The sequence below is a fragment of the Streptomyces sp. NPDC059002 genome (assembly GCF_042740435.1).
Lineage (GTDB): Bacteria > Actinomycetota > Actinomycetes > Streptomycetales > Streptomycetaceae > Streptomyces.
The window spans coordinates 18,110-40,673 of the sequence record NZ_JBHYJI010000077.1 but is presented as its reverse complement, the minus strand read 5'-3'; the positions used below and the strand labels follow the sequence as shown (position 1 = coordinate 40,673).

The window sequence follows — 22,564 nt, the reverse complement described above, 5'->3', positions numbered from 1 at the left end:
GGACCGCACCTGCGGTCCGCCGCCCCTCACGCGTATGTTCGGCCGACTACAGCGCCTGCGCCGCGGGCTTCACCATGCCGCGTACCGTACGGGACTTCACGAACTGCCCCATCGCGGTCATTTCCCACTCGCCGGTGAACTGCTTGATCAGCTTCGCCATCATCACGCCGGTCTGCGCCTCGGCGTTGGTCAGGTCGAAGCGGACCAGCTCCTCGCCGGTCGCCGCGTCGAGCAGACGGCAGTACGCCTTGGCGACCTCCGTGAACTTCTGGCCGGAGAACGAGTTCACCGTGAAGACCAGGCCCGTGACGTCCTGGGGGAGCCGGCCGAGGTCGACGACGATCACCTCGTCGTCACCGCCGCCCTCGCCCGTGAGGTTGTCGCCGGAGTGCTTGATCGCGCCGTTCACGATCGACAGCTTGCCGAAGTAGCAGCTGTCCACGTGATTGCGCTGCGGGCCGTACGCGATGACGGACGCGTCCAGGTCGATGTCCTTGCCGCGGAACGCGGGCTCCCAGCCGAGGCCCATCTTGACCTGCGAGAGCAGCGGGCGGCCGCCCTTGACCAGGGACACCGTCTGGTTCTTCTGGAGGCTGACCCGGCCCTTGTCCAGGTTGATCTTCCCGGCGCCGGGCGCGGGCGCGGCGGGCGGCGCCGGGGGCGCCGCGGGGGCGGCCAGGCGCGGGTCGGCGACCGGCGGCGGACCCTGCACGGGCTGGCCCACCGGGGGCGCCAGCGGCGCGGGCGGCGCGACGGGGGCGGCGGCCGGGGCCGGGGCGGGCTCCTCCACCGAGACGCCGAAGTCCGTGGCGATGCCCGCGAGGCCGTTCGCATACCCCTGGCCGACCGCGCGGGCCTTCCACGCGCCGTTGCGCAGGTAGATCTCGATGATCACCAGGGCCGTCTCGGTGCCGAGCTGCGGCGGGGTGAAGGTGGCGAGCACCGAACCGTCGTCCGCGTTGCGGATGGTGGCCGTGGGCTCGACGCCCTGGAAGGTCTGGCCCGCCGCGTCCGGGCTCGCGGTCACGACGATCTTCTCGATGCCGGGCGGCACGGCGGTCGTGTCGACGGTGACCTTGTCGGGCGTCGTGCCACCGCCGGACTGGTAGGTCACACCGGGGCCCGAGGGCTGGTTGAAGAAGATGAAGTCGTCGTCGGAGCGCACCTTGCCGTCGGCGGTGAGCAGCAGGCCCGATACGTCGAGCCGCACCGGAGCGGCGACGTCCACCGCCACGCGGGCGGCGGTCAGCGGGATGTTCGAGCCGGGGGTCATAGCTGTCATGCCTGGGGTAACGAACGATCTCGCTTTACCGTTCCCTTACCCGCGCAAGGATTTTTCCGGGCTTCATCAGGGCCCTGATCAGCCCCGATTACGGGGATGTGCGCGGGCCGACCGTTCGTTGCCGCGCTTGTAGTTGCCCGTCCAGCGGGCCATCACCAGCTGCGGATCGCCGCCTTCGAGCTCGCCGATGAACCGTTCGGCGCGGGCGCCGCGCAGGGTGCCCGCCGCGCGGCCGGCGTGGGTGATGGTGACGCTGCCGTCGGCGCGCTGTTCGTACGTGAATCCCTGAGGTCTCGGCATGGCCGGGAGCGTATGTCCCCGCCATGCCGAGCGGTATCGAATTACGGCGCAGGCCCGTCCGGCTACGGCACCACGACGATCTTCCGCCCCACCCCGGAGGCGAACCGGTCCAGTGCCTGTGGATAGGAGTCGAGCGGCAGCCGGTCGCTGATGAACACGTCCGGGTCGATCACCCCCGCCGCGAACAGCTCGGCGGCCCGTTCGTAGCTGTGCAGGACGGCCATCGAGCCGGTGATGGTGATCTCCTGGTTGTAGATGCGGTACGGGTCGATGCTGACCCGGGTCGCGTAGTCCGCCACGCCGAACTGCAGGAAGGTGCCCGCCTTGGCGACCCGGCCGAGTCCGTCCTGGATGGCGGCCGCGTGGCCCGTCGCGTCGATCACCACGTCCCAGCCCTCGGCCCTGTCGAGCTCGTCCGCGCCGGCCGCCGACGCCGAGACGCCGAGCCGGGCCGCCGTCGCGAGGCGCTCCGGGTTGAGGTCGACCACGTCGACGCTGGCGGCGCCGGTCCGCTTGGCCAGCTCCAGCATCATCAGGCCCATCGTCCCCGAGCCGTAGATCAGGACGTGCGCCCCGAGCCGGGACTGCAGGACGTCGTAGCCGCGCACCGCGCACGAGAGCGGTTCGATGAGGGCCGCGTCCTGGGTGCGCACATGGTCGGGCAGGCGGACGCAGTTGGCGGCGGGCGCGAGGGCGTACTGGGCGGCGCCGCCCGCGGTGGTCACCCCGATCGCGGCCCACCGTTCGCAGAGGTTGCCCCGCCCCGACCGGCAGTACCGGCACTCGTGGCAGTGCAGCGAGGGGTCCACCGCGACCCGGTCGCCGACGGCCAGCTCGCGCACGTCACGGCCGAGTCCGACGACGGTGCCCGCGAACTCGTGGCCCGGCACCACCGGCAGTGTCGGGGCGAACTCGCCCTGGCGGATGTGCAGATCGGTGCCGCACAGGCCGCACGCGGCGACCTCCACGACGACTTCCCGGGGCCCCGGTGTCGGGTCGGGCACCTCGCCGACGACGACCTTGCCCACCGACTCGACGATCGCGGCCTTCATTTCACGGCTCCCAACGACAGGCCCTGGACCAGTTTGTCCTGGGCGGCGAACCCCGCGGCGAGCACCGGCAGGGAGATCACGAGCGACGCGGCGCACACCTTCGCCAGGAACAGGCCCTGGCTGGTGATGAAGCCGGTCAGGAAGACGGGCGCAGTTTGGGCGACGACGCCCGAGAGCACCCGCGCGAAGAGGAGTTCGTTCCAGCTGAAGATGAAGCAGATCAGGGAGGTCGCGGCGATCCCGGGCAGCGCGATGGGGGCCACCACGCGCGTGAGGACGGTCGGCAGGCGTGCCCCGTCGATCTGCGCGGCCTCGATGATCGCCTTGGGCACCTCGGAGAGGAACGACTGCATCATCCACACCGCGATCGGCAGGTTCATCGAGGTGTAGAGGATGACGAGCAGCCAGATGTTGTCGAGCAGGCCGGTGTTCTTGGCGAACAGATAGATCGGCAGGAGGCCCGCCACGACCGGCAGCATCTTCGTCGAGAGGAAGAAGAACAGGACGTCGGTCCACTTCTTCACCGGCCTGATGGACAGGGCGTACGCGGCGGGCAGCGCGAGGACGAGCACGCACAGGGTCGAGACGGCCGACGCCACCGTCGAGTTGATCAGCGAGGGCCAGGGGCTCGCCCCGCCGCCCGCGCCGAAGAAGTCGCGGTAGCCGTCCAGGGTGAGCGAGGCGGCCAGCGAGGGCGGGTTGGTGGCGGCGTCCTCCTCGGAGTGGAACGACGTCAGGGCCATCCACGCGATGGGCAGGAAGAACAGGATCCCGGCGAGCCAGGCGGTGAGCCCGAGGCCGATTCCCTGGGTGCGCCTGGTGCGTCCGATGCCTGCCGTGCTCGTGCTCATCAGCGGGACACCTCCTCACGGAACAGGGACGAGACGACCCGCAGGGCGAAGGTCGCGATGATGATCGAGCCGATGACGACGAGCACTCCGGCCGCGGAGGCCAGGCCGTTCTCGTGGGCCTGGTAGAAGCTCTGGTAGACGGTGTACGGGAGGTTCGCGGTGCCCAGGCCGCCGGAGGTGATCGTGAACACGGCGTCGAAGTTCTGCACGATGTAGATCGAGCCGAGCAGCGCGCCCAGTTCGAGGTAGCGGCGCAGGTGCGGCAGCGTCAGATGGCGGAAGATCTGCCAGTTGTTCGCGCCGTCCACGCGGGCGGCCTCGATGAGTTCGGTGTCGCGGCTCTGCAGCCCCGCGAGCAGGATCAGCATCATGAAGGGCGTCCACTGCCACACCAGGGATGCCTCGATGGCGAGGAGCGGGGTGTTGGAGATCCAGTCGGGCTGGGTCGCGCCGTCGCCGCCGACCCAGTGCAGGAGGCCGTTGAAGAGCCCGTACTCGGGGTTGTAGAGCACGTGCTTCCACAGCAGTGCGGCGGCCACGGGCACGAGCAGGAACGGCGCGATGAGCAGGGTCCGCACCAGGCCGCGGCCCCGGAACCTGCGGTCCAGGAGCAGCGCGAGGCCGAGTCCGATGACCAGGGTCGCGATGACGACCGAGGCGGTGAGCAGGATCGTCGTCAGGACCGACTTGCGCAGGTCGGGGTCGGTGAGGACCTCGGTGTAGTTGGCGAATCCGGTGAAGCGGCGGGCGTCCGGGTAGAGGGCGTTCCAGTCGAAGAAGGAGATCACCAGGGTGGCCACGAACGGCAGTTGGGTCACGGCGATCATGAAGATCAGGGCGGGCAGGAGCGGGGCCCTGGTGGCCCAGGCGCGCAGCCGCCCCGGCGACCCCGGCCTGCGGGCGGTGGGCACGCGCGTGTGCCCGACGGCGGAAGTGCTCGCGGCGGCGGTCATCGTCCCTCGTACTCCTCGGAGATCTTCTCGGCGAGTTCCTGGGACGCGTCCAGGGCCGATGCGACGGACTGGCGCCCTGCGATGGCCGCGCTGATCTCCTGGGAGACCTTGGTGCCGAGGTCGGTGAACTCGGGGATGCCGACGAACTGGATGCCGGGCGCGGGCCTGGGCTGCACGCCGGGGTCGCGGGGCCGCGCGCCCTCGATGGCGGCGCGGGTGACGTCCTGGAAGGCGGCGGCTTCCTTGCGGTAGGCGGGGTTCGCGTACGTCGACGCGCGCTTGCCCGCGGGCACGTTCGCCCAGCCGATCTTCTCGCCGACCAGTTCCTCGTACTCCTTGCCCGACGCCCAGGAGATGAACTTCCAGGCCCTGTCCGGGTTCCGGGACGCCTTCTGCATGCCCCACGCCCAGGTGTAGAGCCACCCGGAGTTCTCGGTCCGCTCCACCGGGGCGGGCACGTAGCCGATCTTTCCCCTGACCGGGGACTTGGCGGCCTCAAGGGATCCGGCGGCCGCCGTCGCGTCGTACCACATGGCGGTCTTGCCCTGGGTGAGGTTGTTGAGGCACTCGGCATAGCCGGACTGGGCGGCGCCGGACTCGCCGTGCTTGCGAACGAGGTCTACGTAGAAGCGAGTTGCCTTTTCGAACTCGGGGGAGTCGAGGCGGGCCTTCCAGTCCTTGTCGAACCAGGTGCCTCCGAAGGTGTTCACCACCGTCGTCAGCGGCGCCATCACCTCGCCCCAGCCGGGCAGCCCGCGCAGACAGATGCCCTTCATCCCCCGTTCCTTGCCGTCCACTTGGGCGGCGAGCCGCGCGACCTGCTGCCAGGTGGGGTGCTCGGGCATGGTCAGGCCCGCCTTCTTGAAGACGTCCTTGCGGTACATCAGGAAGGACGACTCCCCGTAGAAGGGCTGCCCGTAGAGCTTGCCGTCGTCGCCGGTGAGGGACTGGCGCATGGGCGGCAGGACGTCCTTCTCGTCGTAGCCCTTGTCCTTGCGCGCGTACGAACCGACCTCGTGCAGCCAGCCGTTCCTGGCGTAGATCGGTATCTCGTAGTTGCTGAGCGTCGCGATGTCGTACTGCCCGGCCTGGTTGGCGAAGTCCTGGCTGATCTTGTCGCGGACGTCGTTCTCGGGCAGGACGGTGAAGTTCACCTTGATGCCCGTCTCCTTGGTGAAGTGGGCGGCGGTGAGCTTCTGCAACTCCACCATCTGCGGGTTGTTCACCATGAGGACGTTGATGGAGTCGCCGCCTGAACCGGTCCCGCCCGCACCGGCCCAGCAGCCGGCGAGCAGCGGGGCGAGCAGCGTCCCTGCGGCGGCCGCGGCGCGTACGCGCGGCCTCCGTCGGCTCGGGGTTCGCATGAGTCGCTCCTGGACGTAGAGGGGTATTCGGGGAGGAATCGGATGCGCCGGGGCATGCGGGGGCCGCGGCGCACGGGGACGTACGAAAGCGTGGGGGTGGTGAGGGAGGAGAGGAGAGGGGAGGAGAGGGGAGGGGAGGGGACGGGGCGGGCCGGGGTCAGACGCGGATGACCTGCGGGCCGAGGAGGGAGTAGCGATGGGCCTCGGAGGCGGGCAGCCGGTCGCTCGTGACGATCGCGTCGAGGTCGCCGATGCCCGCGAACCGGCAGAAGCTGGTCGCCCCGAACTTGGTGTGCACGCCCAGGAACACGGTGCGCCGCGAGGCTCTGATGGCCTGCGCCTTCACCTCGCTGACCGCCGGATCGGGCGTGGTGAGGCCGTACTCGCGGGAGATGCCGTTGGCGCCGATGTACGCCAGGTCGATGACGAATCCGGCCAGCATGCGGGTCGTCCAGTGGTCGACGGTGGCGAGCGTGCCGGGGCGCACCCGCCCGCCGAGCAGCAGCACCGAGACGTTCTCGGCCTCGGCGAGCGCGCCCGCGGTGGTCAGCGACGCGGTGACCACCGTCAGCGGGCGGCCGTCCGCGGCGTCGGGCAGCGCCTCGGCGATCAGCTGCGGGGTGAACCCCTCGTCGACGAAGACCGTCTCGGCGTCGCCGAGCAGCTCGGCGGCGGCGACCGCGATGCGCCGCTTCTCCGGGACGTGCATGGTCGTGCGGAAGGCGAGGGTGGTCTCGAAGCCGGCGCTCTCCACCGGGTAGGCGCCGCCGTGGGTGCGGCGGACCAGGCCGTGGTCCTCCAGGGCCCGCAGATCGCGGCGGACGGTCTCCTTGGCGACCCCGAGCTGGGCGGCGAGCGCGGTCACGTCGACGGAGCCGGAGTGGCGTGCCGCGCTGACGATCCGCCGCTGACGCTCTTCCGCGGTCATCGGTGCCACCTCTTCCCCAGGGGGTCGTGCGGTGCCCGTTCGGGCCCTGTGGGGAAGTTCTACAGCCAGGGCACGGGCCGTGCCAGGCTCGCAGCGGGCGCGATGCTGCCCGGATGTGCCCGTTTCACGGGGCGGCGGCCTGTGGCGCGGGCGGTGGGCGTGCCCGTTTCGGGGGTCGGGGGTGCCCGTTTGCCGCCCGCACGGGGAGCGGGCCGGAGTCAGCGGGGCTGGAAAGCGACCTCGGGATGGCCCGCGGTGGGGCCGTCGAGCAGCGGCTGGGGGATGCCGCGCAGCTGCTGGTCGAAGAACGCGCCCGCGTAGGCGCGGGTGAGTTGCTGCGAGCGCTCGCCGGAGAGCGGTGCGTCGGGCAGGGCCGCGCCGAGCTGGTCGAGGACGACCGGGGCGTCGGTGAAGGTGAAGTGCCCCGACCCCTTGACGGTCAGCCAGCGCTTCCAGCCGTCCAGGCCCCGCCAGGTGCGGTCCCAGCTCTCGTCCCTGCCGCCCGCGCTGTGCTCGCTGCGGGTGCCGAGCATCATGAACGGGCGGCCGCGCAGACCGGCGGTCGTGGTGTGGAAGGTGCCGTCCATGTTCAGGCCCGCCCGCACCCGGGGGTCGGCGGTCATGGCGGCCAGCGCCGCGGCCCCGCCCACGGAGTGGCCGCCCGCGCCGATCCGGCCGGTGTCGACGAGGCGGGCGTACCGCCAGGTCGCGTCGGCGCCGGTCAGCCGGTCGATGACGTACGAGAGGTCCTTGGCCCGCCCCTCGGTGACCTTCTTGAGCACGCCGGGTTCGGTGAGCGTCTCGCAGGCCGCGCAGGTGAGCGTCCGGCCGCCGGGGAACGCCGCGCCCGCCGCCTCGTAGGCGTGGTCGACGGTGGCGACGACGTAGCCGCGGCTCGCGAGGTCCTCGGCGAGGTGCGTCAGCGTGGCGCGGGGCGTGGTGAATCCGGGCGAGAGCAGGACCAGCGGGAACCTGCCCTGCAGGGGGCGCGCGTCGGCGCGGGCGAAGGTGCGGGTGGCGCGGTAGGCGGCGGCGGACACCTTGCCGTCCATGTGCCCCGACTTCAGGAGCAGTTGGGCCTCCTTGCCGGTCATGTAGGAGGTGGGACGCCCCGATCCGGGCAGCGCGGGGTAGTACGCGGAGACCATCAGCTCCCGGGCGCCCGCCGAGGGCACCCAGGGGTCGCGGCGGCTCTTGTCGACGAGGTGCAGGGTGTCGCGGCCCACCGCGAACGGGCCGGTGGGGCGCGGCAGTTCGGCCCCGACGGTGGCGACGGCGGGGGTGGCCTCGCCGCCCGAGGTGCCGGGGAGCGGCGCGGCGAGGGAGGTCGGGCCGTCGGCGAGCGGCAGCGCGAGGGCAAGGGCGAGCAGGGGAACGAGGGTACGGCCGCGCAGGGTCTTCCGGATTTCGCTCATGCAAAGAAATGCTAGGGCGGCGGTCCGGGCGCCGCGTCGCCCGTGAGCACGAACCGGAACCGGCCGTTCGTCAAGAGATCAGCAGGTCGCCGGGACGAACGTCAGGCGTCACGGGCGCCGAACGTCCATCGAACGCGGAGCCCAAGGTGGATGTGCGGACGGCACGATCGTTGCCCTGTTCGCAGAGCGGCTTTCAGTACGGCCACACCGGTGGATGCGTGCAGAAGTGGCCGCCCAGGTGCGCGTGGTCCGGGTTGGCGGGGTCCAGCTCGCCCTGCTCGGCGAGGAGCTTCTCGGCGTACTGCTCGGAGTCGTCCTGCGGGTCGTAGCCGAGGGCGCGGGCCGACGAGAGGTCCCACCACAGGCGGGTGTTGGCGGACGAGCCGTAGACGACGGTGTGCCCCACGTCCTCGGCGGTGAGCGCCGCGTGGAAGAGCCGCGCCCCGTCGCCGGGGCTCATCCAGACGGACAGCATCCGTACGTTCGTCGGCTCCAGGAAGCACGAGCCGATGCGCACGGAGACCGTCTCGATGCCGTGCTTGTCCCAGTAGAACTGGGCGAGGTCCTCGCCGAAGGACTTGGAGAGGCCGTAGAAGGTGTCGGGGCGGCGCGGCGTGTCGACCGGGATCAGCGGGTCGTCGCCCCGGGGGCGCGGGGTGAAGCCCACCGCGTGGTTGGAGGAGGCGAAGACGATGCGCCGCACGCCCTCCTCGCGGGCCGCTTCGTAGAGGTGGTGGGTCCCTTCGATGTTGGCTTTAAGGATCTTGTCGAAGCCGGACTCCAGGGAGATGCCCGCGAGATGGAGCACGGCGTCGACCCCGCGCACGGCCTCGCGCAGCGCCGCACGGTCGGCGAGGTCGGCGGTGACGGCGTCCGGCTCGCCGGGCAGGGGGCGCATGTCGAGCAGCCGCAGGTCGTAGCCGTAGGCCGGCAGGAGCCCGCGCATCAGGGTGCCGAGGCCGCCTGCGGCGCCGGTGAGCAGGACGGTGCGGGGAGCGGGCATGCGGGTCTCCTCGTGCGGCGGCGGGCCGCGTATCGTGCGGCCGCGCCGGGCCGCGTACTCATGCGCGTGCACGATTCACATCCATGGACACGCTAGGGATCACGATCGTGCCACGTCAAGGGTCCCGGCACGGCGGCCGCCGAGGGGGTCCGGAGGGGGCCCGGAGGGGGAAAATCCGCTCCTGCGCGGGGAGTTCGCGCGCTTGACCGGCGCCGAGGGGGCGGCTTAGCGTGGTCGCGTTCAGGGATATGGACATGAATCAGAAACGTGCACGCCTAGGGAGAGCCCGTGACGCCAGCCGCCCTCGCCACCCGACTTCGCGTCCCCAGCGGGCCGTTGTTCTTCCCGGTCACCGCGTTCGGAGCCGACGGATCCCTCGACGTCGACGTCTTCCGCGCGCATGTGCGCGACGGCATCGAGGCGGGCGCCGCCGCCGTGTTCGCCTGCTGCGGCACGGGTGAGTTCCACGCCCTGACCCCCGAGGAGTTCCAGGACTGCGTCGCCGCCGCCGTCGAGGAGGCGGCGGGCCGCGTGCCGGTCGTCGCGGGCGCCGGCTACGGCACCGCGCTCGCCGTGCGGTACGCGCGCCTCGCCGAGGAGGCGGGCGCCGACGGACTGCTCGCCATGCCGCCCTACCTCGTCGTCGCCGGGCAGGAGGGCCTGATCCGGCACTACACCGAACTGGCCGCGGCCACCTCCCTGGACGTCATCGTCTACCAGCGCGACAACGCCGTGTTCACCCCCGAAACCGTCGTCGCACTCGCCCGCGCCGAGGGCGTCATCGGCTTCAAGGACGGCCTCGGCGACATGGACCTGATGCAGCGCACCGTCAGCGCCGTGCGCCGCGAAGTGCCCGGCGACTTCCTCTACTTCAACGGCCTGCCCACCGCCGAGCTGACCGGCCCCGCCTACCGCGGCATCGGTGTCACCCTCTACTCGTCGGCCGTCTTCTGCTTCGCGCCCGACATCGCGCTCGCCTTCCACCGGGCGTTCAACTCCGGCACCCCGGAGGGCGACGCCACCGTGAACCGCCTCATCGACGGTTTCTACCGGCCCTTCGTGGAGCTGCGTGCCGAAGGCCGCGGATACGCCGTCTCGCTCGTCAAGGCGGGCGTACGCATCGGCGGCCTCGACGTCGGCACCGTCCGTCCGCCGCTGCACGAGCCCGCCGACGAGCACATCAAGCGCCTGGCCGAACTCGTCGAACAGGGCCGGGCGTTGCTCCGGGAGGGCGTGTGAGGGCGGGCGCGTTCCTCTATCCCTGGGACGTCGTCGGTGACCCCGGGGCCCCCGCGCGCCTCGCCGCCCTCGGCATCCGGCAGGTCACCCTCGCCTCCGCCTACCACTCCACCCGCGCACTGACCCCGCGCCACCCGCGCCACCGCGTCGTCACGGCCGACCACGCCGCCGTCCTGTACCCGCCGGGGCAGCGGTGGCAGGCGCGCGCGCTGCGGCCGTACACGGCGGGGGACTGGGCCCGGGGCGATGCCTACGGAGAGGCGGCCGAGGCCCTTCGGGACGCCGGGCTCGACGTGCACAGCTGGGTCGTCCTCGCCCACAACTCCCGCCTGGGCGCCGACCATCCGGCCACCTCCGTCGTCAACGCCCATGGCGACCGCTACCCCTGGGCCCCCTGCATCGCGCAGCCCGCCACGCGCGCGTACCTGGTCGATCTCGCCGCCGAGGCCGCCGTGCGCCCCGGGACGCGCGGCACGGAACTGGAGTCCTGCGGCTGGTACGGCCTGGCACATCTGCACGCCCACGACAAGATCGCGGGCGTCACGCTCGGCGAGGCCGGGCAGTACCTGATGTCGCTGTGCTTCTGCGCCTCCTGCCGGGAGGGGTACGCCCAACAGGGCCTGGACCCCGACGCGTTGGCGTCCGACGTGCGCGGCGCACTGGAACCCGTGTGGCGCGGCGAGGCCGAGGACGCGGGGTGGGCGTCCGTCGAGAAGCTCATCGGGGACCGGCGGGCGGCGGCCACGCGCGCGTGGCGCGAGGAAACGGCCCGCACGCTCCAGGAGGCCGCGATCGGCGCCGTCCGCGCGGCCGCACCGCCCGGCTTCCGGATCCTGCTGCACGCGGACCCGGTGCCGTACCACTGCGGCGCGAACGCGGGCGTCGACCCGGCGCACGTCCTCTCCGTGGCGGACGGCGTGGTGGTGCCCTGCACGGGCGGTGCGGGGGCACTTGAGCCCTTCGCGGGGCACGCCACCGGTGCGTCCGTCCTGGCCGCCAACCTCACCGTGGTGAGCGGCATGGGCGGCAGCCCCGCGACCCTCGCCGCCGACGCGGCGAGGGCGGCGGACCTCGGTGCCACCGAACTGCGCCTGTACCACGCGGGACTGGCATCGGACGCCGACCTCGCGCACGTCACGGAAGCCCTGTCACGCGTGGAGTGATCGCCGATACGATCCGCGCACCACAACCATCGCTCCACCACCAGGGGACAGAGGGAGACAAGGTGCGCAACAAGGGGATATCCGCGCTGGTCTGTGCCGGACTGATGGCGGGTGGCGCCGTGCTCGGCGGCGCGCTGCCCGCCACCGCGCAGACCGGTGCGGCGGCCCGGGCCGGTGACGCGGCGACCGACATCCGCGAACAGCTCGAGAAGATACCGGGCATGACGGTCGTCTCCGTCGCCGACAAGGAGGGCTTCCCCTTCTACACGCTCACGTACGCCCAGCCCGTCGACCACCGCAGGCCCAACGGCGCCACCTTCACCCAGCGCGCCACGCTCTGGCACAAGGACACCGGCAAGCCGACCGTCCTCTACACCGGCGGCTACACCCTCGCGAGCAACACCACCGCGCTCACCAAGCTGATCGACGCCAACCAAGTCAGCGTCGAGCACCGCTACTTCGAGAAGTCACGGCCCGCGGGCGCGGCGGGCGACGACTGGTCCAAGATGACCGTCCAGCAGGAGGCCGCCGACGAGCACCGCCTCACCCAGGCGCTGCGCGGCATCGAGAAGGGCAAGTGGCTGGGCACCGGCGCCAGCAAGGGCGGCATGACCGCGACCTACCACGAGCGCTTCTACCCCGAGGACCTCGACGCCGTCGTCGCGTTCGTCGCGCCCAACGACGCGAACAACCGCGACGACAGCGGCTACGAGCGGTTCTTCAAGACCGTGGGGACCAAGGAGTGCAGGGCCGCGCTCAACGCCGTGCAGCGCGAGATGCTCGTACGCCGCGACGCCCTGCTCCCCAAGTTCGAGGCGGACGCCAAGACCAACGGCGACACCTTCGAGGAGACCCTCGGCACCACCGACCGGGCCTATGAGTTCGCGGTCCTCGACCAGGTGTGGAACTTCTGGCAGTCCGGCACCGCCGCCGACTGCCCGACCGTGCCCGACGCGAAGAAGGCCACCGACGACGAGCTCTACGACTGGTCGAAGAAGCACGGCTTCAGCGTCTACCAGGACGAGTCCCTCGGCACCAACGGCACAGGGCCCTACTACCGGCAGGCCGCCACCCAACTCGGCTGGGCCGACCTGAAGTTCAAGCACCTCAAGGACGTCCGCCACTACCCGGACATCTACCAGCCGAACTCGGTGCTGCCCGCCGCCATGCGCGGCACGTACAACAACAGGACCATCGCCGACGTCGACCGCTGGGTGAAGACCAGGGGCGAGCGGATGATGTTCGTCTACGGCGAGAACGACCCGTGGAGCGCCGAGCGGTTCACCCCGAGCCACCGCGACTCCCACCGCTATGTGGTGCCGGGCGCCAACCACGGCGCGTCGATCGCCAAGCTGCCCGCGGCCGAGCAGGCGGAGGCCGTCGCGACCATCAAGCGCTGGGCGGACGTGAAGTAGCTCCCGGGGCACGGGAGTTCAGGTCAGCACCCGGGACCTCAGCAGGGGCGCGGCGATCAGCAGCCGCGCCCCCGCGACGACCGGCAGCAGGACATGGACGTCGACGCTCTCCACGAGCGCCGCGCCCGCCGCGATGCCGATCGCGGTCGGCGTGAACATCAGGGTGTTGGCGGTCGCCGCGACCCGGCCGAGGAGCGCGTCCGGCGTCTCCCGCTGCACCGCCGTCAGGCCCGCGATCAGCACGCAGGGCAGCCCGACACCGTTCGTGAGGCTGCCCGCGAGGACCGCCGCGTCGCTCGGCAGCGCGGTCAGGACCGCCGAGAGGCCGGTCAGGGCGATGCCCGCGCCGCCGAACCGCCGCGCCCCGAACCGCCGCATCAGCGCCCCCGACGCGACGCCCACCGCGACGGACCCCACGCCCTGCACGACGTACAGGACGCCCGTGTACGCGGGGGAGCGGCCGAGCCCCTCGACGACCGCGTAGACCGTCGCGCCGGTGATCCCCGAGGTCAGCATCGTCAGACCGCCCGCCACCACGAGGGGCCGCAGCCGCTCGTGCCCCCACAGATACCCGGCCCCCTCCGCGGTGCGCGCCCGCAGCGAGGCGCGCTCGCGCACCGGCACGCTCTCCCGCACCCGCAGCAGCGCGAACATCCCCGCGGCGAGCACGAACGTGACGGCGTCCAGGAGCGCCACCCGGGCGCCCCCGTACGCGGCGAACAGGCCCGCCCCCGCGAGCGGCGCCACCAGCTTCATGCCCTCGTTCGCGGACATCCGCAGGCCGTTGAAGTCGCCGAGCAGTTCCTTGTCGACCGCCGTCGCGACCAGGGCGGCCTCCGCCGCGTCGGTGACGACGCCGCACGCCCCGTACACGAAGAGCACCGCGAACAGGATCCAGAGCCGTCCCGCGGAGTCGACGGCGAGCAGCGCGACGAGCAGCACACCGAGGGCGAGGTTGGCGGCGACCAGGAGTGGTCTGCGGCGGGTGCGGTCGGCGAGCGTGCCGAGCAGCGGGCCGATGAGGGTGGGCGCCCACAGCGCGAACTGGCAGAGCGCGGCGAGCCCGTCGGACCCCGTCAGCTCCTTCACCCAGATCCCCGATGCCAGCCACAGCGCGGAGGTCCCGAAGCCCGAGACCACCACCGCGCCGAGATAGAGCCCCGCGTTGCGGTCCCCGAGGACGCGCCCGATCGTCGATGTCATGCCAGGTGATGCTGGTTTCTAAGGCCCCTGCGACGGAATCGGGCGGATTCCCTACGCTCCCGCGATGAGTTCGGGGCCCGGCGCCGGTCTGCAAGAGGAGACGTACCGACATCCCCGACTCATACGTACCGGCGCCACCGACTCGCCCGCGTCGCCCCCACCGACCGGAAGACCCGGAAGACCCGCCAGACCCGCCAGACCCGCAAGTCCCAGCAGCCCCGGAAGGATCCCCCATGAACGACATGCTCGACCTGGGCCCGCAGGCCCGCCTCGTCGCACGGATCGCCGACCGCGTCACGGACGAGCAGCTCGCGGCGCCCACGCCCTGCCCCGACTACGCGGTGCGCCATCTGCTGGGCCATGTGCTCAGCCTCTCCCGGGCCTTCGCCGACGCCGCGCGCAAGGACCTCGGGCCCGGCCTCGACCGGGCGCCGGGGAGCTTCGTGCCGGACGTCGGGCCCGGCTGGCGCGGCGAGCTGCCGAAGGCGCTCGACGCCCTCGCCGAGGCCTGGCGCGACCCGGCGGCCTGGCAGGGCATGACCCGCGCGGGCGGCGTCGACCTGCCCGGCGAGGTCGCGGGACTCGTGGCCGTCGACGAACTCGTCGTGCACGGCTGGGACCTGGCGCGCGCCACCGGACAGGAGTACGCGCCCGACGCGGCGAGCCTGGGCGCCGCCGAGGCCCTGCTCACGCCCGCGGAGGGCGGGGACGGCGACGGGCCGGAGGGCGGCCTGTTCGGCACACCGGTCCCGGTGCCGGCCGACGCCCCGCTCCTGGACCGGGTGATCGGCCTGAGCGGCCGCGATCCGCGCTGGGCGCCCGGGAGTTGAGGGCGCGCGGGGACCACCGCGCCGTGCGGGGCGCGTGGCGCGGGCATCGCGGGCCGGTATCGATCGCATAAAAGGTCTCCCAAAGGGGCTCCCCACACCGGGGTCAATGCGCGTAGACAGTCGGTGACCTGCCCGATCCACGATCCGACCCGGAGATCGCATCCATGCGGAAGTCCCTGCGCGTGGCCGCCCTGGCCACCACCTGTACCGTCGCGGGCGCCGTCCTGTACGGCACCGTCGCCACCGCCGACCAGGACCGGCCACGCGCCACCAAGGAGCCCCACAACATCGGCCTCCTCGTCGGTGAGATCGACGAGTACTACGGCGCGACCAAGGGCGCCGACGGCGTCTGGAAGTCCTCGCCGGACAGCCCGTACGCCAAGGACCTGGCCCGCATCCAGGCCAAGGCGAAGAAGGACATCAAGAAGGCCGCGCACAAGGCCCGCCACGGCAAGGGCAAGAAGCCCGCGATCGTCCTGGACGTGGACGACACCGCGCTGCTCAGCCTCGACTACGAGAAGTCGACCAACTACACGTACAACAACGACACCTGGGACGCCTACGTCAAGGCGGCCAAGCGCCCCGCCGTGTTCGGCATGCCCGAACTGGTGGCGTACGCCAAGAGCAAGGGCGTCGAGGTCTTCTTCCTCACCGGTCTCGCCGAGTCGCAGCGCGAGGGTGCCGTCACCAACCTCGCGAAGGCGGGCTACAAGACGCAGCTCGACCGCACGCACGTGTTCACCAAGAACAAGCCCAACCCCCCGGCATACCTGAGCCACTGCGCCACGCCCGACGCCTGGAAGTGCGACACGGTCCAGTTCAAGGAGGGCACCCGCAAGTACATCGAGTCCACGGGCTACGACATCGTCGGCAGCTTCGGCGACCAGGTCTCCGACCTCGCGGGCGGCTACGCGGACAAGACGTACAAGCTCCCGAACCCGACGTACTTCGTGGGCTGATCCGGTCGATAGGTCAACGTCACGAGATAGGTTGCATTCCTGACTAGGTCGCCATACGGTCTAGGTAGCTCAGACGCTCAGGGGCCGCGCGGCATGCGCCGCGCGGCCCCTTCGGGAAGGGGGACCCCATGACCATCTCGCCGGACTTCTCCGTCGCATCGACGGCCGTCACGGCCGCGCTCGCCGCGCTTCTGCTGCTCGGCGAGCCTGTGATAGGCCGCCGCGCGTACGGCTCGCTGGCCCGCCGCAGGGACACCGAGCCCCGCGCCCTGGTCCGCTACTTCACCTTCGTGCTCGCGCTGTGGTGGGCGTACGCCGCCGTCGCTGTCGCCGCCCTGCTGCTCTCGCCGGGCATCGACGCCGCCGACCTCGGCATCACCGCGCCCGAACGGCCCGGGTACACGGTGGCCCTGATCCTCGTGTTCCTGGCCGTCGCCGTGGCGTCGGGGCGGAACTTCCGGGGCCTCGCCGAACAGGGCAAGAACGTGCCGGGGCTCGCCTCCATCGAGGCCATGCTGCCGCGCACCACCGAGGAGCGCAGGCTCGCCATCGCCGTCGCCGTGACCGACGGCATCTGTGCCGAACTGGTCTACCGCGGACTGCTCATCGCCTTCGGCGTCGGCGTGCTCGGCCTCAACCTCTATGCGGCGGCGGCCGTTTCGGCCGTCGTCTACGCCGTCGCGGGGCTCTACCAGGGGCGCACGGGCGTCGGAGCCTTCGCCCTGTACGGCGTGGTCCTCGCCGGTCTCTACCTCGCCACGGGCAGCCTGCTGCTCTCCGTCGTGGCGCACACCGCGCTGTCCGTGCGCGACCTGACGCTGCCCGCGCCGGACAGGCTCCGCGCCGCGCCCGCCGCCTGACCGCGGACCTCCCAGCCGAAGAAGGGCATCACCCCGTGACCGCTACCGACCGCCGCGCCAGCTGGTTCAAGGGCGTACTCGACCTGCTCGTCCTCGCCAGCCTCACCGACGGTGAGAGCTACGGCTACGAGATCGCCAAACTGCTCGGTGCCGCGGGCTTCGGCCAGATCAAGGGCGGCACGCTCTACCCCGTCCTCAACCGTCTTGAGGAGGCGGGCCTGGTGGCCGCGGAGTTCCGCGCCACCGAGAAGGGTCCGGGGCGGCGCTACTACCGGCTCACCGACGCGGGCCGCGCCACGCTCGGCGAACAGGGCGGCCTGTGGCTCGCCTTCGACGCTTCCGTACGGGACGTACTCGCCAAGGCGGGAGTGGAGGGACGATGAACACCCGCTACGAGAACGACGGTTACCTCATCGGCCTCGCCGAACGGCTGCGGGCGCACGGCGTCCCCGCCGACCGGGTCGAGGCGACCGTGACGGACCTCGCCGCGCACCTGGACGAGTCGGGGGCCGACGACGCGGAGGCCGAGTTCGGCCCGCTCGACGAGTTCGCCCGGCAGCTGGCGCCCGAGTCCGCCGACGGCGCACCGAAGACGCCGGACGCGACCGTCGAGACCTGGCGCTGGACCGCCGACACCTATGTCGACGAGGAGCTCCTGAACCGGTTCGGCGACGAGGGCTGGGAGGTGGAGCGGGTCGACGCGATCGGCCGGTTCGTGAGCCGGCGCGACACCGAGCGGCCGCAGCGCTGGGAGTACCGGCGCGAGCTGGTCACCCGCGGCCGCGAGGGCCTGGACGAACGGCTCGCGCCCGATGGCTGGGAGGCCTGCGGCAACTGGGTCATCTACGCCTGGTTCAAGCGGCCGAAGGCGGCGAGCCTCGGCCCCGGCGGGGAGCTCTCGTCGCCGCCGCCCGCGCCGGGGCGGAGCAACTTCCTGAGCCGGAAGTTCTATCTGCTGGTGGGCGTCCTCGCCGCCGTCGTGGTCGGCTCCGGGGCCGTCACCTTGCTCGGCGACGAGCCGGGCTCCGGGTTCGGATTCGCCTCGGGCCTGCTGTTCGGCGCCTGTGCGCCGTTCCTGCTGATCGTGCTGGGCCGGGCCTGGCGCCACCGCGGCGGCCGGGACAGGTGAGCGGGAACGGCTGAGCGCGGGCCCCGGGCGGACGGGGGTCACCCGGGGCCCGCGCTCACCGCGGTGCGGTGTCAGCCCTTCAGGGCCGCCGCCATCATCGCCTTCGCGATCGGCGCCGCCAGGCCGTTGCCGCTGACCTCGTCGCGTGCCGCGCTCGACGACTCGATCATCACCGCGACCGCGACCTCCTTGCCGTCGCTGCCCTTGGCGAACGAGGTGAACCAGGCGTACGGCGTCTTGCTGTTGTTCTCGCCGTGCTGCGCCGTACCCGTCTTGCCGCCCACCGTCGCGCCGCTGATCTTCGCGTTCGATCCGGTGCCCTTCTCGACGACCGTCTCCATCGCGGACTGCAGGCCCTCGGCGGTGGACTCGCTCATCACGCGCTGCGAGCCGCCGTCGTCGTACTTCTCCAGGGCGTCCCCGGAGGAGTCGTTGATCTGCGACACCATGTACGGCTTGGCGAGTTCGCCGCCGTTCGCGATGGCCGCGGAGACCATCGACATCTGCAGCGGCGTGGCCGTCACGTCGAACTGGCCGATGCCGGTGAGGGCGGTCTGCGCCTTGTCCATGTCGGACGGGTAGACGCTCTTGGACGCGCGCACCGGCACATCCAGCTTGTCCGTGTTGAAGCCCATCTTCTCGGCCATCGACTTGACCTTGTCCTGGCCCAGGTCGACGGCCATCTTCGCGAAGACGTTGTTGCACGAGTACTGGAGCGCCGTGCGGATGTCGGCGTTCTCGCAGGGCGCCGCCTGGTTCTCGTTCTTGAGGACCGTCCGCGTGCCGGGCAGCGTGTACGGGTTCGGGCTGCTGGTCTTCGTGTCCACCGAGCCGTACAGACCGTCCTCCAGGGCCGCCGCCGCGACGACCAGCTTGAACGTGGAGCCGGGCGGGAGCGGCTGGCGCATCGCGCGGTTGACCATCGGCTTGTCCTTGTCGGTGGTCAGCTCCTTCCACGCCTTGGAGTCCGTGGAACCGCTGATCTTCGACGGGTCGTACGACGGGGTCGAGACCATGCCGAGGATCTTGCCGGTCTTGGGGTCGATGGCGACCGCGGCGCCCTTGGTGTCACCCAGCGCCTTGTACCCGGCCTTCTGCACCGCGGGGTCGATGGTCGTCAGGACGTCGCCGGGTTCGGCGCGCTTGTTCGTGACCGTGTCGAGCGGGTTCTTCAGACGGTTGTCGGTGCCGTCGAGAAGGTCCTTGTAGATGCCTTCGAGCTGGGTGGCGCCGTAGACCTGGGAGCTGTAGCCCGTGACGGGTGAGTAGAGATCGCCGTCCTTGTAGGTGCGTTTGTACGCGAGGTCTCCGCCCTTCGTCCGCTCGGAGCCGGTGATGGCCTCACCGCCCACGATGATGTCGCCCAGCGGGTTCGCGTACTGCTCTATCGCGTTGCGCCGGTTCAGCTTGTCGTCCGCGAGAGCCTTCGAGTCGTAGAACTGCACCCATGTCGCCCGCACCAGCAGGGCGAGCACGAGCAGCAGCGCGAAGACCGAGGCGTGCCTGATCGTCTTGTTCATCCCACGGGAGGACGAGCGGAGGGGAGGGTTTCGTTCCCTTCTGGCGTGCTTGCGACCGTTTTCTCAGAGAGTTCTTAAGAAGCGGGGCGGCCGGGCGGGCCCCCGGAAGCCCGCATCGCCGGTCGGTTCAGCCGGTCTTCATGAACCCCGCCTCGTACGCCGCGATCACCGCCTGGGTGCGGTCCCGCGCCCCCGTCTTGGCGAGCACGGACGCCACATGCGTCTTCACCGTCGCCGCGCCCACGCCCATCCTTCCGGCGATCTCCGCATTGGTCAGACCCGCCGCCATCAGCCGCAGCACCTCGCTCTCGCGGCCGGTGAGCCGGGCCACCCAGGCGGGCGGCGCGGGCTCGGCGCGGCCGTGCTCGGCGGCAAGGGCCCGGACGGCCGAGGGGAAGAGCAGCGAGTCGCTGTGCGCGACGATCCGCACGGCCTGCACGAGGGAGTCCGCGTCCGCCCGCTTGAGCAGGAAGCCGGAGGCCCCCGCGCGCAGCGCCTCGTACACATAGGAGTCGTTCTCGAAGGTCGTCACGACGACGATGCGCGGCGGCTCGGGCAGCGCGGCGAGGATGCGTTCGGTGGCGCGGATGCCGTCGACCTCCGGCATCCGGACATCCATCAGGACCACGTCGGGCCGCAGCTCCCGCACCACGGAGACCGCCTCGGCGCCGGTCGCCGCCTCGCCCACCACCTCGATGCCGGGCTCGGCGGAGAGGATCGCCCGCAGGGCGGTGCGCACCATGCGCTCGTCGTCCGCGAGGACGACCCTGATGTCGTTCGCCGTCATTGCTTTCCCTTCAGCGGAAGTCGTACGTCCAGTCGCCACCTGCCCTGCTCGGGGCCCGCCCGCGCCGTGCCGCCGAGCAGCCGCGCCCGGTCCGCGATGCCGCGCAGGCCGTGGCCGCCGCCCGGGCGGGAACCGGGGGAGTGCGGCGGCAGCGGGTTCTCGGCCGTGACGGTCAGGCCGGTGTCGTCCAGGGCGATGCGCAGTGCGACGGAGGTGCCATCGCCGCCGTGCCGCAGTGCGTTGCTCAGGGCCTCCTGCACGATGCGGTACGCCTCGCGCGAGACCAGCGGGGGCACCGCGCCGGGATCGGCGTCCACGGCGGCGGTCACCCGCAGGCCGCCCGCCCTGGTGCGGCGCAGCAGGCCGTCCAGATCGCGGAGCGTGGGCGCGGGCTCCGTCGAGCGGGCGTCGTCGGCCTCCCGCAGCACACCGAGCACGGCGTCGAGCTCGCCCACCGTGCGCCGGGTGGTGTCCTCGATCGCGGCGAGCGCCTCGCGGACGAACTCCGGATCCTTGTCCAGGACGCGGCGGGCCGCGCTCGCCTGCAGCGTCACCGCGCTCAGCGCATGGCCCACCGAGTCGTGCAGTTCGCGCGCCAGACGGTTGCGCACGGCGAGCTCCGCGGCGCGCTGCTCGGCGACCGCGAGCCGGTCGGCGGGCGTCGGCCCGAGCAGCACGGGCGCCCACCGCGCGAGCAGCCCGCCCGCGGTCGCCGCGCACGCCCCGAGCGCCACCAGCAGGGCGATGCCGATGACCGGCGAGAGCGCGAGCATCCAGGGCTCGTCGAAGACTTCGGGCAGCCCGACGCGGGTGTCGCGCAGCCCGGAGAGGAGCGGAAGGACGATCAGCATCACCGCGAACGGCGGCAGCGCGAGCGACATGCCGCTGATCACCCCGCCGAAGCCGAGGTGCAGCGTGAACCACGCGACGGTGCGCCCCCGCGCGGCCCGGGTCCGCGCGGGCCCGTCGGCGAGGGAGTCCGCGGGCACCGCGCACAGCGCCCGCACCGCCGCCACCGACATCGGCCGGGTCAGCGGGAACAGCGCGGTGACCGCGGCGAGCGGCAACCCGACGGCGAACGCGGTGAGTTGGCTGGTGATCGAGCCGAAGACGTTCGTCTCGCCGAGCAGCGGTCCCACGATGACGGAGCCGACGAAGACGTACGGCATGGCGAGGGCGCCGCCGAGGATCAGATGGATCCACCGGCGGCGCGCCCGGCGCCCGAACAGGGCGGCGACACGTGCCCTCACGTCGTGGACCCCGCCCGTTCCTTGAGGAAGCGCGCCCCGAGAGCGGCCACGAGCAGACCGACGATCATGTGCACAGAGTAGGTCAGGAGCATCGGTCCGGTGAGCCGCTGCGTGAGGTCCTCGCCGCCGACGAGCAGGGCGAGGAGCAGCCAGCCGCCCCAGCAGCCCACCGCGCCGGAGCCGAGCCAGGCGAGCGCGAGCGGCACCTTCACGGGAAGCGCGGGCAGCCACCGGAAGGTCAGCAGCAGGGCGCCCGCCACGGCCGCGCCGAGATAGACCACGTTCAGGGACTCCAGGACGGCGAAGGAGGTCGTACGCTCCTGGGCCCGTGCGTCGTTGAGGCCGGCGTCGGAGCCCGCGGCCCACAGCACGTGCAGGGCGACGGGGACGAGCGCGAGCAGGGCGGCGCAGGCCGCGGCCACCCGAGGGCCCCGCGCGCCGGACCGGGCCAGGTCCCCCGTCCGTCCGCGCCACAGGTGGCCCCAGCGGTCCCTGGCGTACAGCACGAAGAGGGAGCCGAGGGCGATGCCCTGGACGATGAAGCCGGTGTAGACGACGACGAAGACCCAGTCGTGCAGAAACTCCTCCGAGCCTTTGCCGCCCCCGCCGTCGGACGATCCTTCGACGCTCCCGCCGAGCGCCTTCACGAGGAGCTGCAGCGGGAATCCGGCCATGATCGGCACGAGCAGTCCGCTCGCGATCCACATCGGGAGCGTGAGCAGCCAGGCGGGTGTGCGCAGGCCCCAGGGCCGGGTCAGGAGCAGCACCAGGACGAGGACCGTCGCGTCCATCAGGACGGTCAGACCGTTCGCGAAGATCATCGTCGTGCGGTGCGCGAGGAGGGAGCTCCCCGCGGGGATCCCGATGTGACTCCCGAAGATCCAGGCGATCTTGAGCGAGAGGTACGGGACGCAGGCGAGCCCGGCGGCGATCCGCAGGGCGCGGCGCGGCGTGCTGAGCACGCGGGGGGCCGGGGAAGGGGCGGGAAGCAGGATCTGTGCCATGCCTCAACGCTCCCGCAGGCCCCCGCCGCGCACCTCCTGCCCTGCGACGATCCGCCT

At 71.9% G+C, this 22,564-nt stretch carries 22 protein-coding genes; 8 read left to right on the top strand and 14 right to left on the bottom strand.

What is annotated here, in order from left to right:
* Positions 1 to 46: 46 nt before the first annotated feature.
* The 9 genes from ACFWZ2_RS39245 to ACFWZ2_RS39205 all read right to left on the bottom strand — a co-directional run bounded on the left by ACFWZ2_RS39245 (position 47) and on the right by ACFWZ2_RS39205 (position 9,148).
* Positions 47 to 1,273 carry a TerD family protein gene (locus tag ACFWZ2_RS39245; RefSeq protein ID WP_384554210.1) on the bottom strand — a complete coding sequence of 409 codons (1,227 nt, stop codon included), beginning with the start codon at positions 1,271 to 1,273 and terminating at the stop codon, positions 47 to 49.
* An 87-nt stretch (positions 1,274 to 1,360) separates the two neighbouring features.
* The gene (locus ACFWZ2_RS39240) at positions 1,361 to 1,582 is read right to left on the bottom strand and encodes a hypothetical protein (RefSeq protein WP_384554206.1); all 222 of its coding nucleotides are present in this window, start codon (positions 1,580 to 1,582) and stop codon (positions 1,361 to 1,363) included.
* Positions 1,583 to 1,644: 62 nt separating this feature from the next.
* Positions 1,645 to 2,634, bottom strand: coding sequence for a zinc-dependent alcohol dehydrogenase family protein (locus tag ACFWZ2_RS39235; protein WP_384554204.1), 990 nt, complete (start codon positions 2,632 to 2,634; stop codon positions 1,645 to 1,647).
* Positions 2,631 to 3,485, bottom strand: coding sequence for a carbohydrate ABC transporter permease (locus ACFWZ2_RS39230; protein WP_384554203.1), 855 nt, complete (start codon positions 3,483 to 3,485; stop codon positions 2,631 to 2,633). The genes ACFWZ2_RS39235 and ACFWZ2_RS39230 overlap by 4 nt, the downstream gene beginning before the upstream one ends.
* Entirely contained in the window at positions 3,485 to 4,438 is a 954-nt protein-coding gene (locus tag ACFWZ2_RS39225; protein ID WP_384554201.1) for a carbohydrate ABC transporter permease, read from the bottom strand. Before ACFWZ2_RS39225 ends, ACFWZ2_RS39230 begins: the two co-directional genes overlap by 1 nt.
* A complete protein-coding gene (locus ACFWZ2_RS39220) occupies positions 4,435 to 5,802 on the bottom strand; it encodes an ABC transporter substrate-binding protein (RefSeq protein ID WP_384554200.1) in 1,368 nt (455 codons plus the stop codon). The genes ACFWZ2_RS39225 and ACFWZ2_RS39220 overlap by 4 nt, the downstream gene beginning before the upstream one ends.
* Positions 5,803 to 5,959: 157 nt before the next feature.
* Positions 5,960 to 6,730 carry a DeoR/GlpR family DNA-binding transcription regulator gene (locus ACFWZ2_RS39215; RefSeq protein ID WP_384554198.1) on the bottom strand — a complete coding sequence of 257 codons (771 nt, stop codon included), beginning with the start codon at positions 6,728 to 6,730 and terminating at the stop codon, positions 5,960 to 5,962.
* Between the two features lie 218 nt (positions 6,731 to 6,948).
* Positions 6,949 to 8,145, bottom strand: coding sequence for an alpha/beta hydrolase family protein (locus tag ACFWZ2_RS39210; RefSeq protein ID WP_384554196.1), 1,197 nt, complete (start codon positions 8,143 to 8,145; stop codon positions 6,949 to 6,951).
* A gap of 193 nt (positions 8,146 to 8,338) precedes the next feature.
* On the bottom strand, positions 8,339 to 9,148 hold the full coding sequence (locus ACFWZ2_RS39205; RefSeq protein WP_384554194.1) for an NAD-dependent epimerase/dehydratase family protein: 810 nt from the start codon (positions 9,146 to 9,148) through the stop codon (positions 8,339 to 8,341).
* 288 nt (positions 9,149 to 9,436) lie between these two features.
* Between ACFWZ2_RS39205 and ACFWZ2_RS39200 the strand changes: the two genes are divergently transcribed.
* The 3 genes from ACFWZ2_RS39200 (at position 9,437) to ACFWZ2_RS39190 (ending at position 12,965) form a co-directional block, all read left to right on the top strand.
* Positions 9,437 to 10,387, top strand: a complete 951-nt coding sequence (locus tag ACFWZ2_RS39200) for a 5-dehydro-4-deoxyglucarate dehydratase (protein WP_384554192.1) — start codon at positions 9,437 to 9,439, stop codon at positions 10,385 to 10,387.
* On the top strand, positions 10,384 to 11,550 hold the full coding sequence (locus ACFWZ2_RS39195) for a hypothetical protein (RefSeq protein WP_384554190.1): 1,167 nt from the start codon (positions 10,384 to 10,386) through the stop codon (positions 11,548 to 11,550). The genes ACFWZ2_RS39200 and ACFWZ2_RS39195 overlap by 4 nt, the downstream gene beginning before the upstream one ends.
* Before the next feature lie 62 nt (positions 11,551 to 11,612).
* On the top strand, positions 11,613 to 12,965 hold the full coding sequence (locus tag ACFWZ2_RS39190) for a S28 family serine protease (protein WP_384554188.1): 1,353 nt from the start codon (positions 11,613 to 11,615) through the stop codon (positions 12,963 to 12,965).
* Positions 12,966 to 12,983: 18 nt separating this feature from the next.
* On the opposite strand, the gene ACFWZ2_RS39185 is transcribed toward ACFWZ2_RS39190, so the two are convergent.
* Positions 12,984 to 14,168, bottom strand: a complete 1,185-nt coding sequence (locus ACFWZ2_RS39185) for an MFS transporter (protein ID WP_384554186.1) — start codon at positions 14,166 to 14,168, stop codon at positions 12,984 to 12,986.
* Between the two features lie 233 nt (positions 14,169 to 14,401).
* On the opposite strand from ACFWZ2_RS39185, the gene ACFWZ2_RS39180 reads away from it, so the two are divergent.
* The 5 genes from ACFWZ2_RS39180 (at position 14,402) to ACFWZ2_RS39160 (ending at position 17,946) form a co-directional block, all read left to right on the top strand.
* Entirely contained in the window at positions 14,402 to 14,998 is a 597-nt protein-coding gene (locus tag ACFWZ2_RS39180) for a TIGR03086 family metal-binding protein (RefSeq protein WP_384554184.1), read from the top strand.
* Between the two features lie 164 nt (positions 14,999 to 15,162).
* Complete coding sequence (locus tag ACFWZ2_RS39175; RefSeq protein ID WP_384554182.1) at positions 15,163 to 15,957, top strand: HAD family acid phosphatase; 795 nt, start codon at positions 15,163 to 15,165, stop codon at positions 15,955 to 15,957.
* Between the two features lie 128 nt (positions 15,958 to 16,085).
* Positions 16,086 to 16,817 (top strand): type II CAAX prenyl endopeptidase Rce1 family protein, encoded by a 732-nt coding sequence (locus tag ACFWZ2_RS39170; protein WP_384554180.1) that lies wholly within the window; start codon positions 16,086 to 16,088, stop codon positions 16,815 to 16,817.
* Positions 16,818 to 16,852: 35 nt separating this feature from the next.
* A complete protein-coding gene (locus tag ACFWZ2_RS39165; protein WP_384554178.1) occupies positions 16,853 to 17,200 on the top strand; it encodes a PadR family transcriptional regulator in 348 nt (115 codons plus the stop codon).
* A complete protein-coding gene (locus ACFWZ2_RS39160; RefSeq protein ID WP_384554176.1) occupies positions 17,197 to 17,946 on the top strand; it encodes a hypothetical protein in 750 nt (249 codons plus the stop codon). The genes ACFWZ2_RS39165 and ACFWZ2_RS39160 overlap by 4 nt, the downstream gene beginning before the upstream one ends.
* A gap of 71 nt (positions 17,947 to 18,017) precedes the next feature.
* Here the strand turns inward: ACFWZ2_RS39160 and ACFWZ2_RS39155 are convergent, their stop codons facing one another.
* From ACFWZ2_RS39155 to ACFWZ2_RS39140, 4 genes are all read right to left on the bottom strand, one after another.
* Positions 18,018 to 19,466 carry a peptidoglycan D,D-transpeptidase FtsI family protein gene (locus ACFWZ2_RS39155; RefSeq protein ID WP_384554175.1) on the bottom strand — a complete coding sequence of 483 codons (1,449 nt, stop codon included), beginning with the start codon at positions 19,464 to 19,466 and terminating at the stop codon, positions 18,018 to 18,020.
* A gap of 127 nt (positions 19,467 to 19,593) precedes the next feature.
* The gene (locus ACFWZ2_RS39150) at positions 19,594 to 20,253 is read right to left on the bottom strand and encodes a response regulator (protein ID WP_384554173.1); all 660 of its coding nucleotides are present in this window, start codon (positions 20,251 to 20,253) and stop codon (positions 19,594 to 19,596) included.
* On the bottom strand, positions 20,250 to 21,503 hold the full coding sequence (locus tag ACFWZ2_RS39145; protein ID WP_384554171.1) for a sensor histidine kinase: 1,254 nt from the start codon (positions 21,501 to 21,503) through the stop codon (positions 20,250 to 20,252). The genes ACFWZ2_RS39150 and ACFWZ2_RS39145 overlap by 4 nt, the downstream gene beginning before the upstream one ends.
* A complete protein-coding gene (locus tag ACFWZ2_RS39140) occupies positions 21,500 to 22,507 on the bottom strand; it encodes a hypothetical protein (protein ID WP_384554169.1) in 1,008 nt (335 codons plus the stop codon). Before ACFWZ2_RS39140 ends, ACFWZ2_RS39145 begins: the two co-directional genes overlap by 4 nt.
* Positions 22,508 to 22,564: the final 57 nt, after the last annotated feature.

Bases quoted from the DNA above. Each gene is read 5' to 3' on its own strand.
- ACFWZ2_RS39245 (WP_384554210.1), bottom strand. From the start codon at position 1,273: ATGACCCCCGGCTCGAACATCCCGCTGACCGCCGCCCGCGTGGCGGTG.
- ACFWZ2_RS39240 (WP_384554206.1), bottom strand. From the start codon at position 1,582: ATGCCGAGACCTCAGGGATTCACGTACGAACAGCGCGCCGACGGCAGC.
- ACFWZ2_RS39235 (WP_384554204.1), bottom strand. From the start codon at position 2,634: ATGAAGGCCGCGATCGTCGAGTCGGTGGGCAAGGTCGTCGTCGGCGAG.
- ACFWZ2_RS39230 (WP_384554203.1), bottom strand. From the start codon at position 3,485: ATGAGCACGAGCACGGCAGGCATCGGACGCACCAGGCGCACCCAGGGA.
- ACFWZ2_RS39225 (WP_384554201.1), bottom strand. From the start codon at position 4,438: ATGACCGCCGCCGCGAGCACTTCCGCCGTCGGGCACACGCGCGTGCCC.
- ACFWZ2_RS39220 (WP_384554200.1), bottom strand. From the start codon at position 5,802: ATGCGAACCCCGAGCCGACGGAGGCCGCGCGTACGCGCCGCGGCCGCC.
- ACFWZ2_RS39215 (WP_384554198.1), bottom strand. From the start codon at position 6,730: ATGACCGCGGAAGAGCGTCAGCGGCGGATCGTCAGCGCGGCACGCCAC.
- ACFWZ2_RS39210 (WP_384554196.1), bottom strand. From the start codon at position 8,145: ATGAGCGAAATCCGGAAGACCCTGCGCGGCCGTACCCTCGTTCCCCTG.
- ACFWZ2_RS39205 (WP_384554194.1), bottom strand. From the start codon at position 9,148: ATGCCCGCTCCCCGCACCGTCCTGCTCACCGGCGCCGCAGGCGGCCTC.
- ACFWZ2_RS39185 (WP_384554186.1), bottom strand. From the start codon at position 14,168: ATGACATCGACGATCGGGCGCGTCCTCGGGGACCGCAACGCGGGGCTC.
- ACFWZ2_RS39180 (WP_384554184.1), top strand. From the start codon at position 14,402: ATGAACGACATGCTCGACCTGGGCCCGCAGGCCCGCCTCGTCGCACGG.
- ACFWZ2_RS39175 (WP_384554182.1), top strand. From the start codon at position 15,163: ATGCGGAAGTCCCTGCGCGTGGCCGCCCTGGCCACCACCTGTACCGTC.
- ACFWZ2_RS39170 (WP_384554180.1), top strand. From the start codon at position 16,086: ATGACCATCTCGCCGGACTTCTCCGTCGCATCGACGGCCGTCACGGCC.
- ACFWZ2_RS39160 (WP_384554176.1), top strand. From the start codon at position 17,197: ATGAACACCCGCTACGAGAACGACGGTTACCTCATCGGCCTCGCCGAA.
- ACFWZ2_RS39155 (WP_384554175.1), bottom strand. From the start codon at position 19,466: ATGAACAAGACGATCAGGCACGCCTCGGTCTTCGCGCTGCTGCTCGTG.
- ACFWZ2_RS39150 (WP_384554173.1), bottom strand. From the start codon at position 20,253: ATGACGGCGAACGACATCAGGGTCGTCCTCGCGGACGACGAGCGCATG.
- ACFWZ2_RS39140 (WP_384554169.1), bottom strand. From the start codon at position 22,507: ATGGCACAGATCCTGCTTCCCGCCCCTTCCCCGGCCCCCCGCGTGCTC.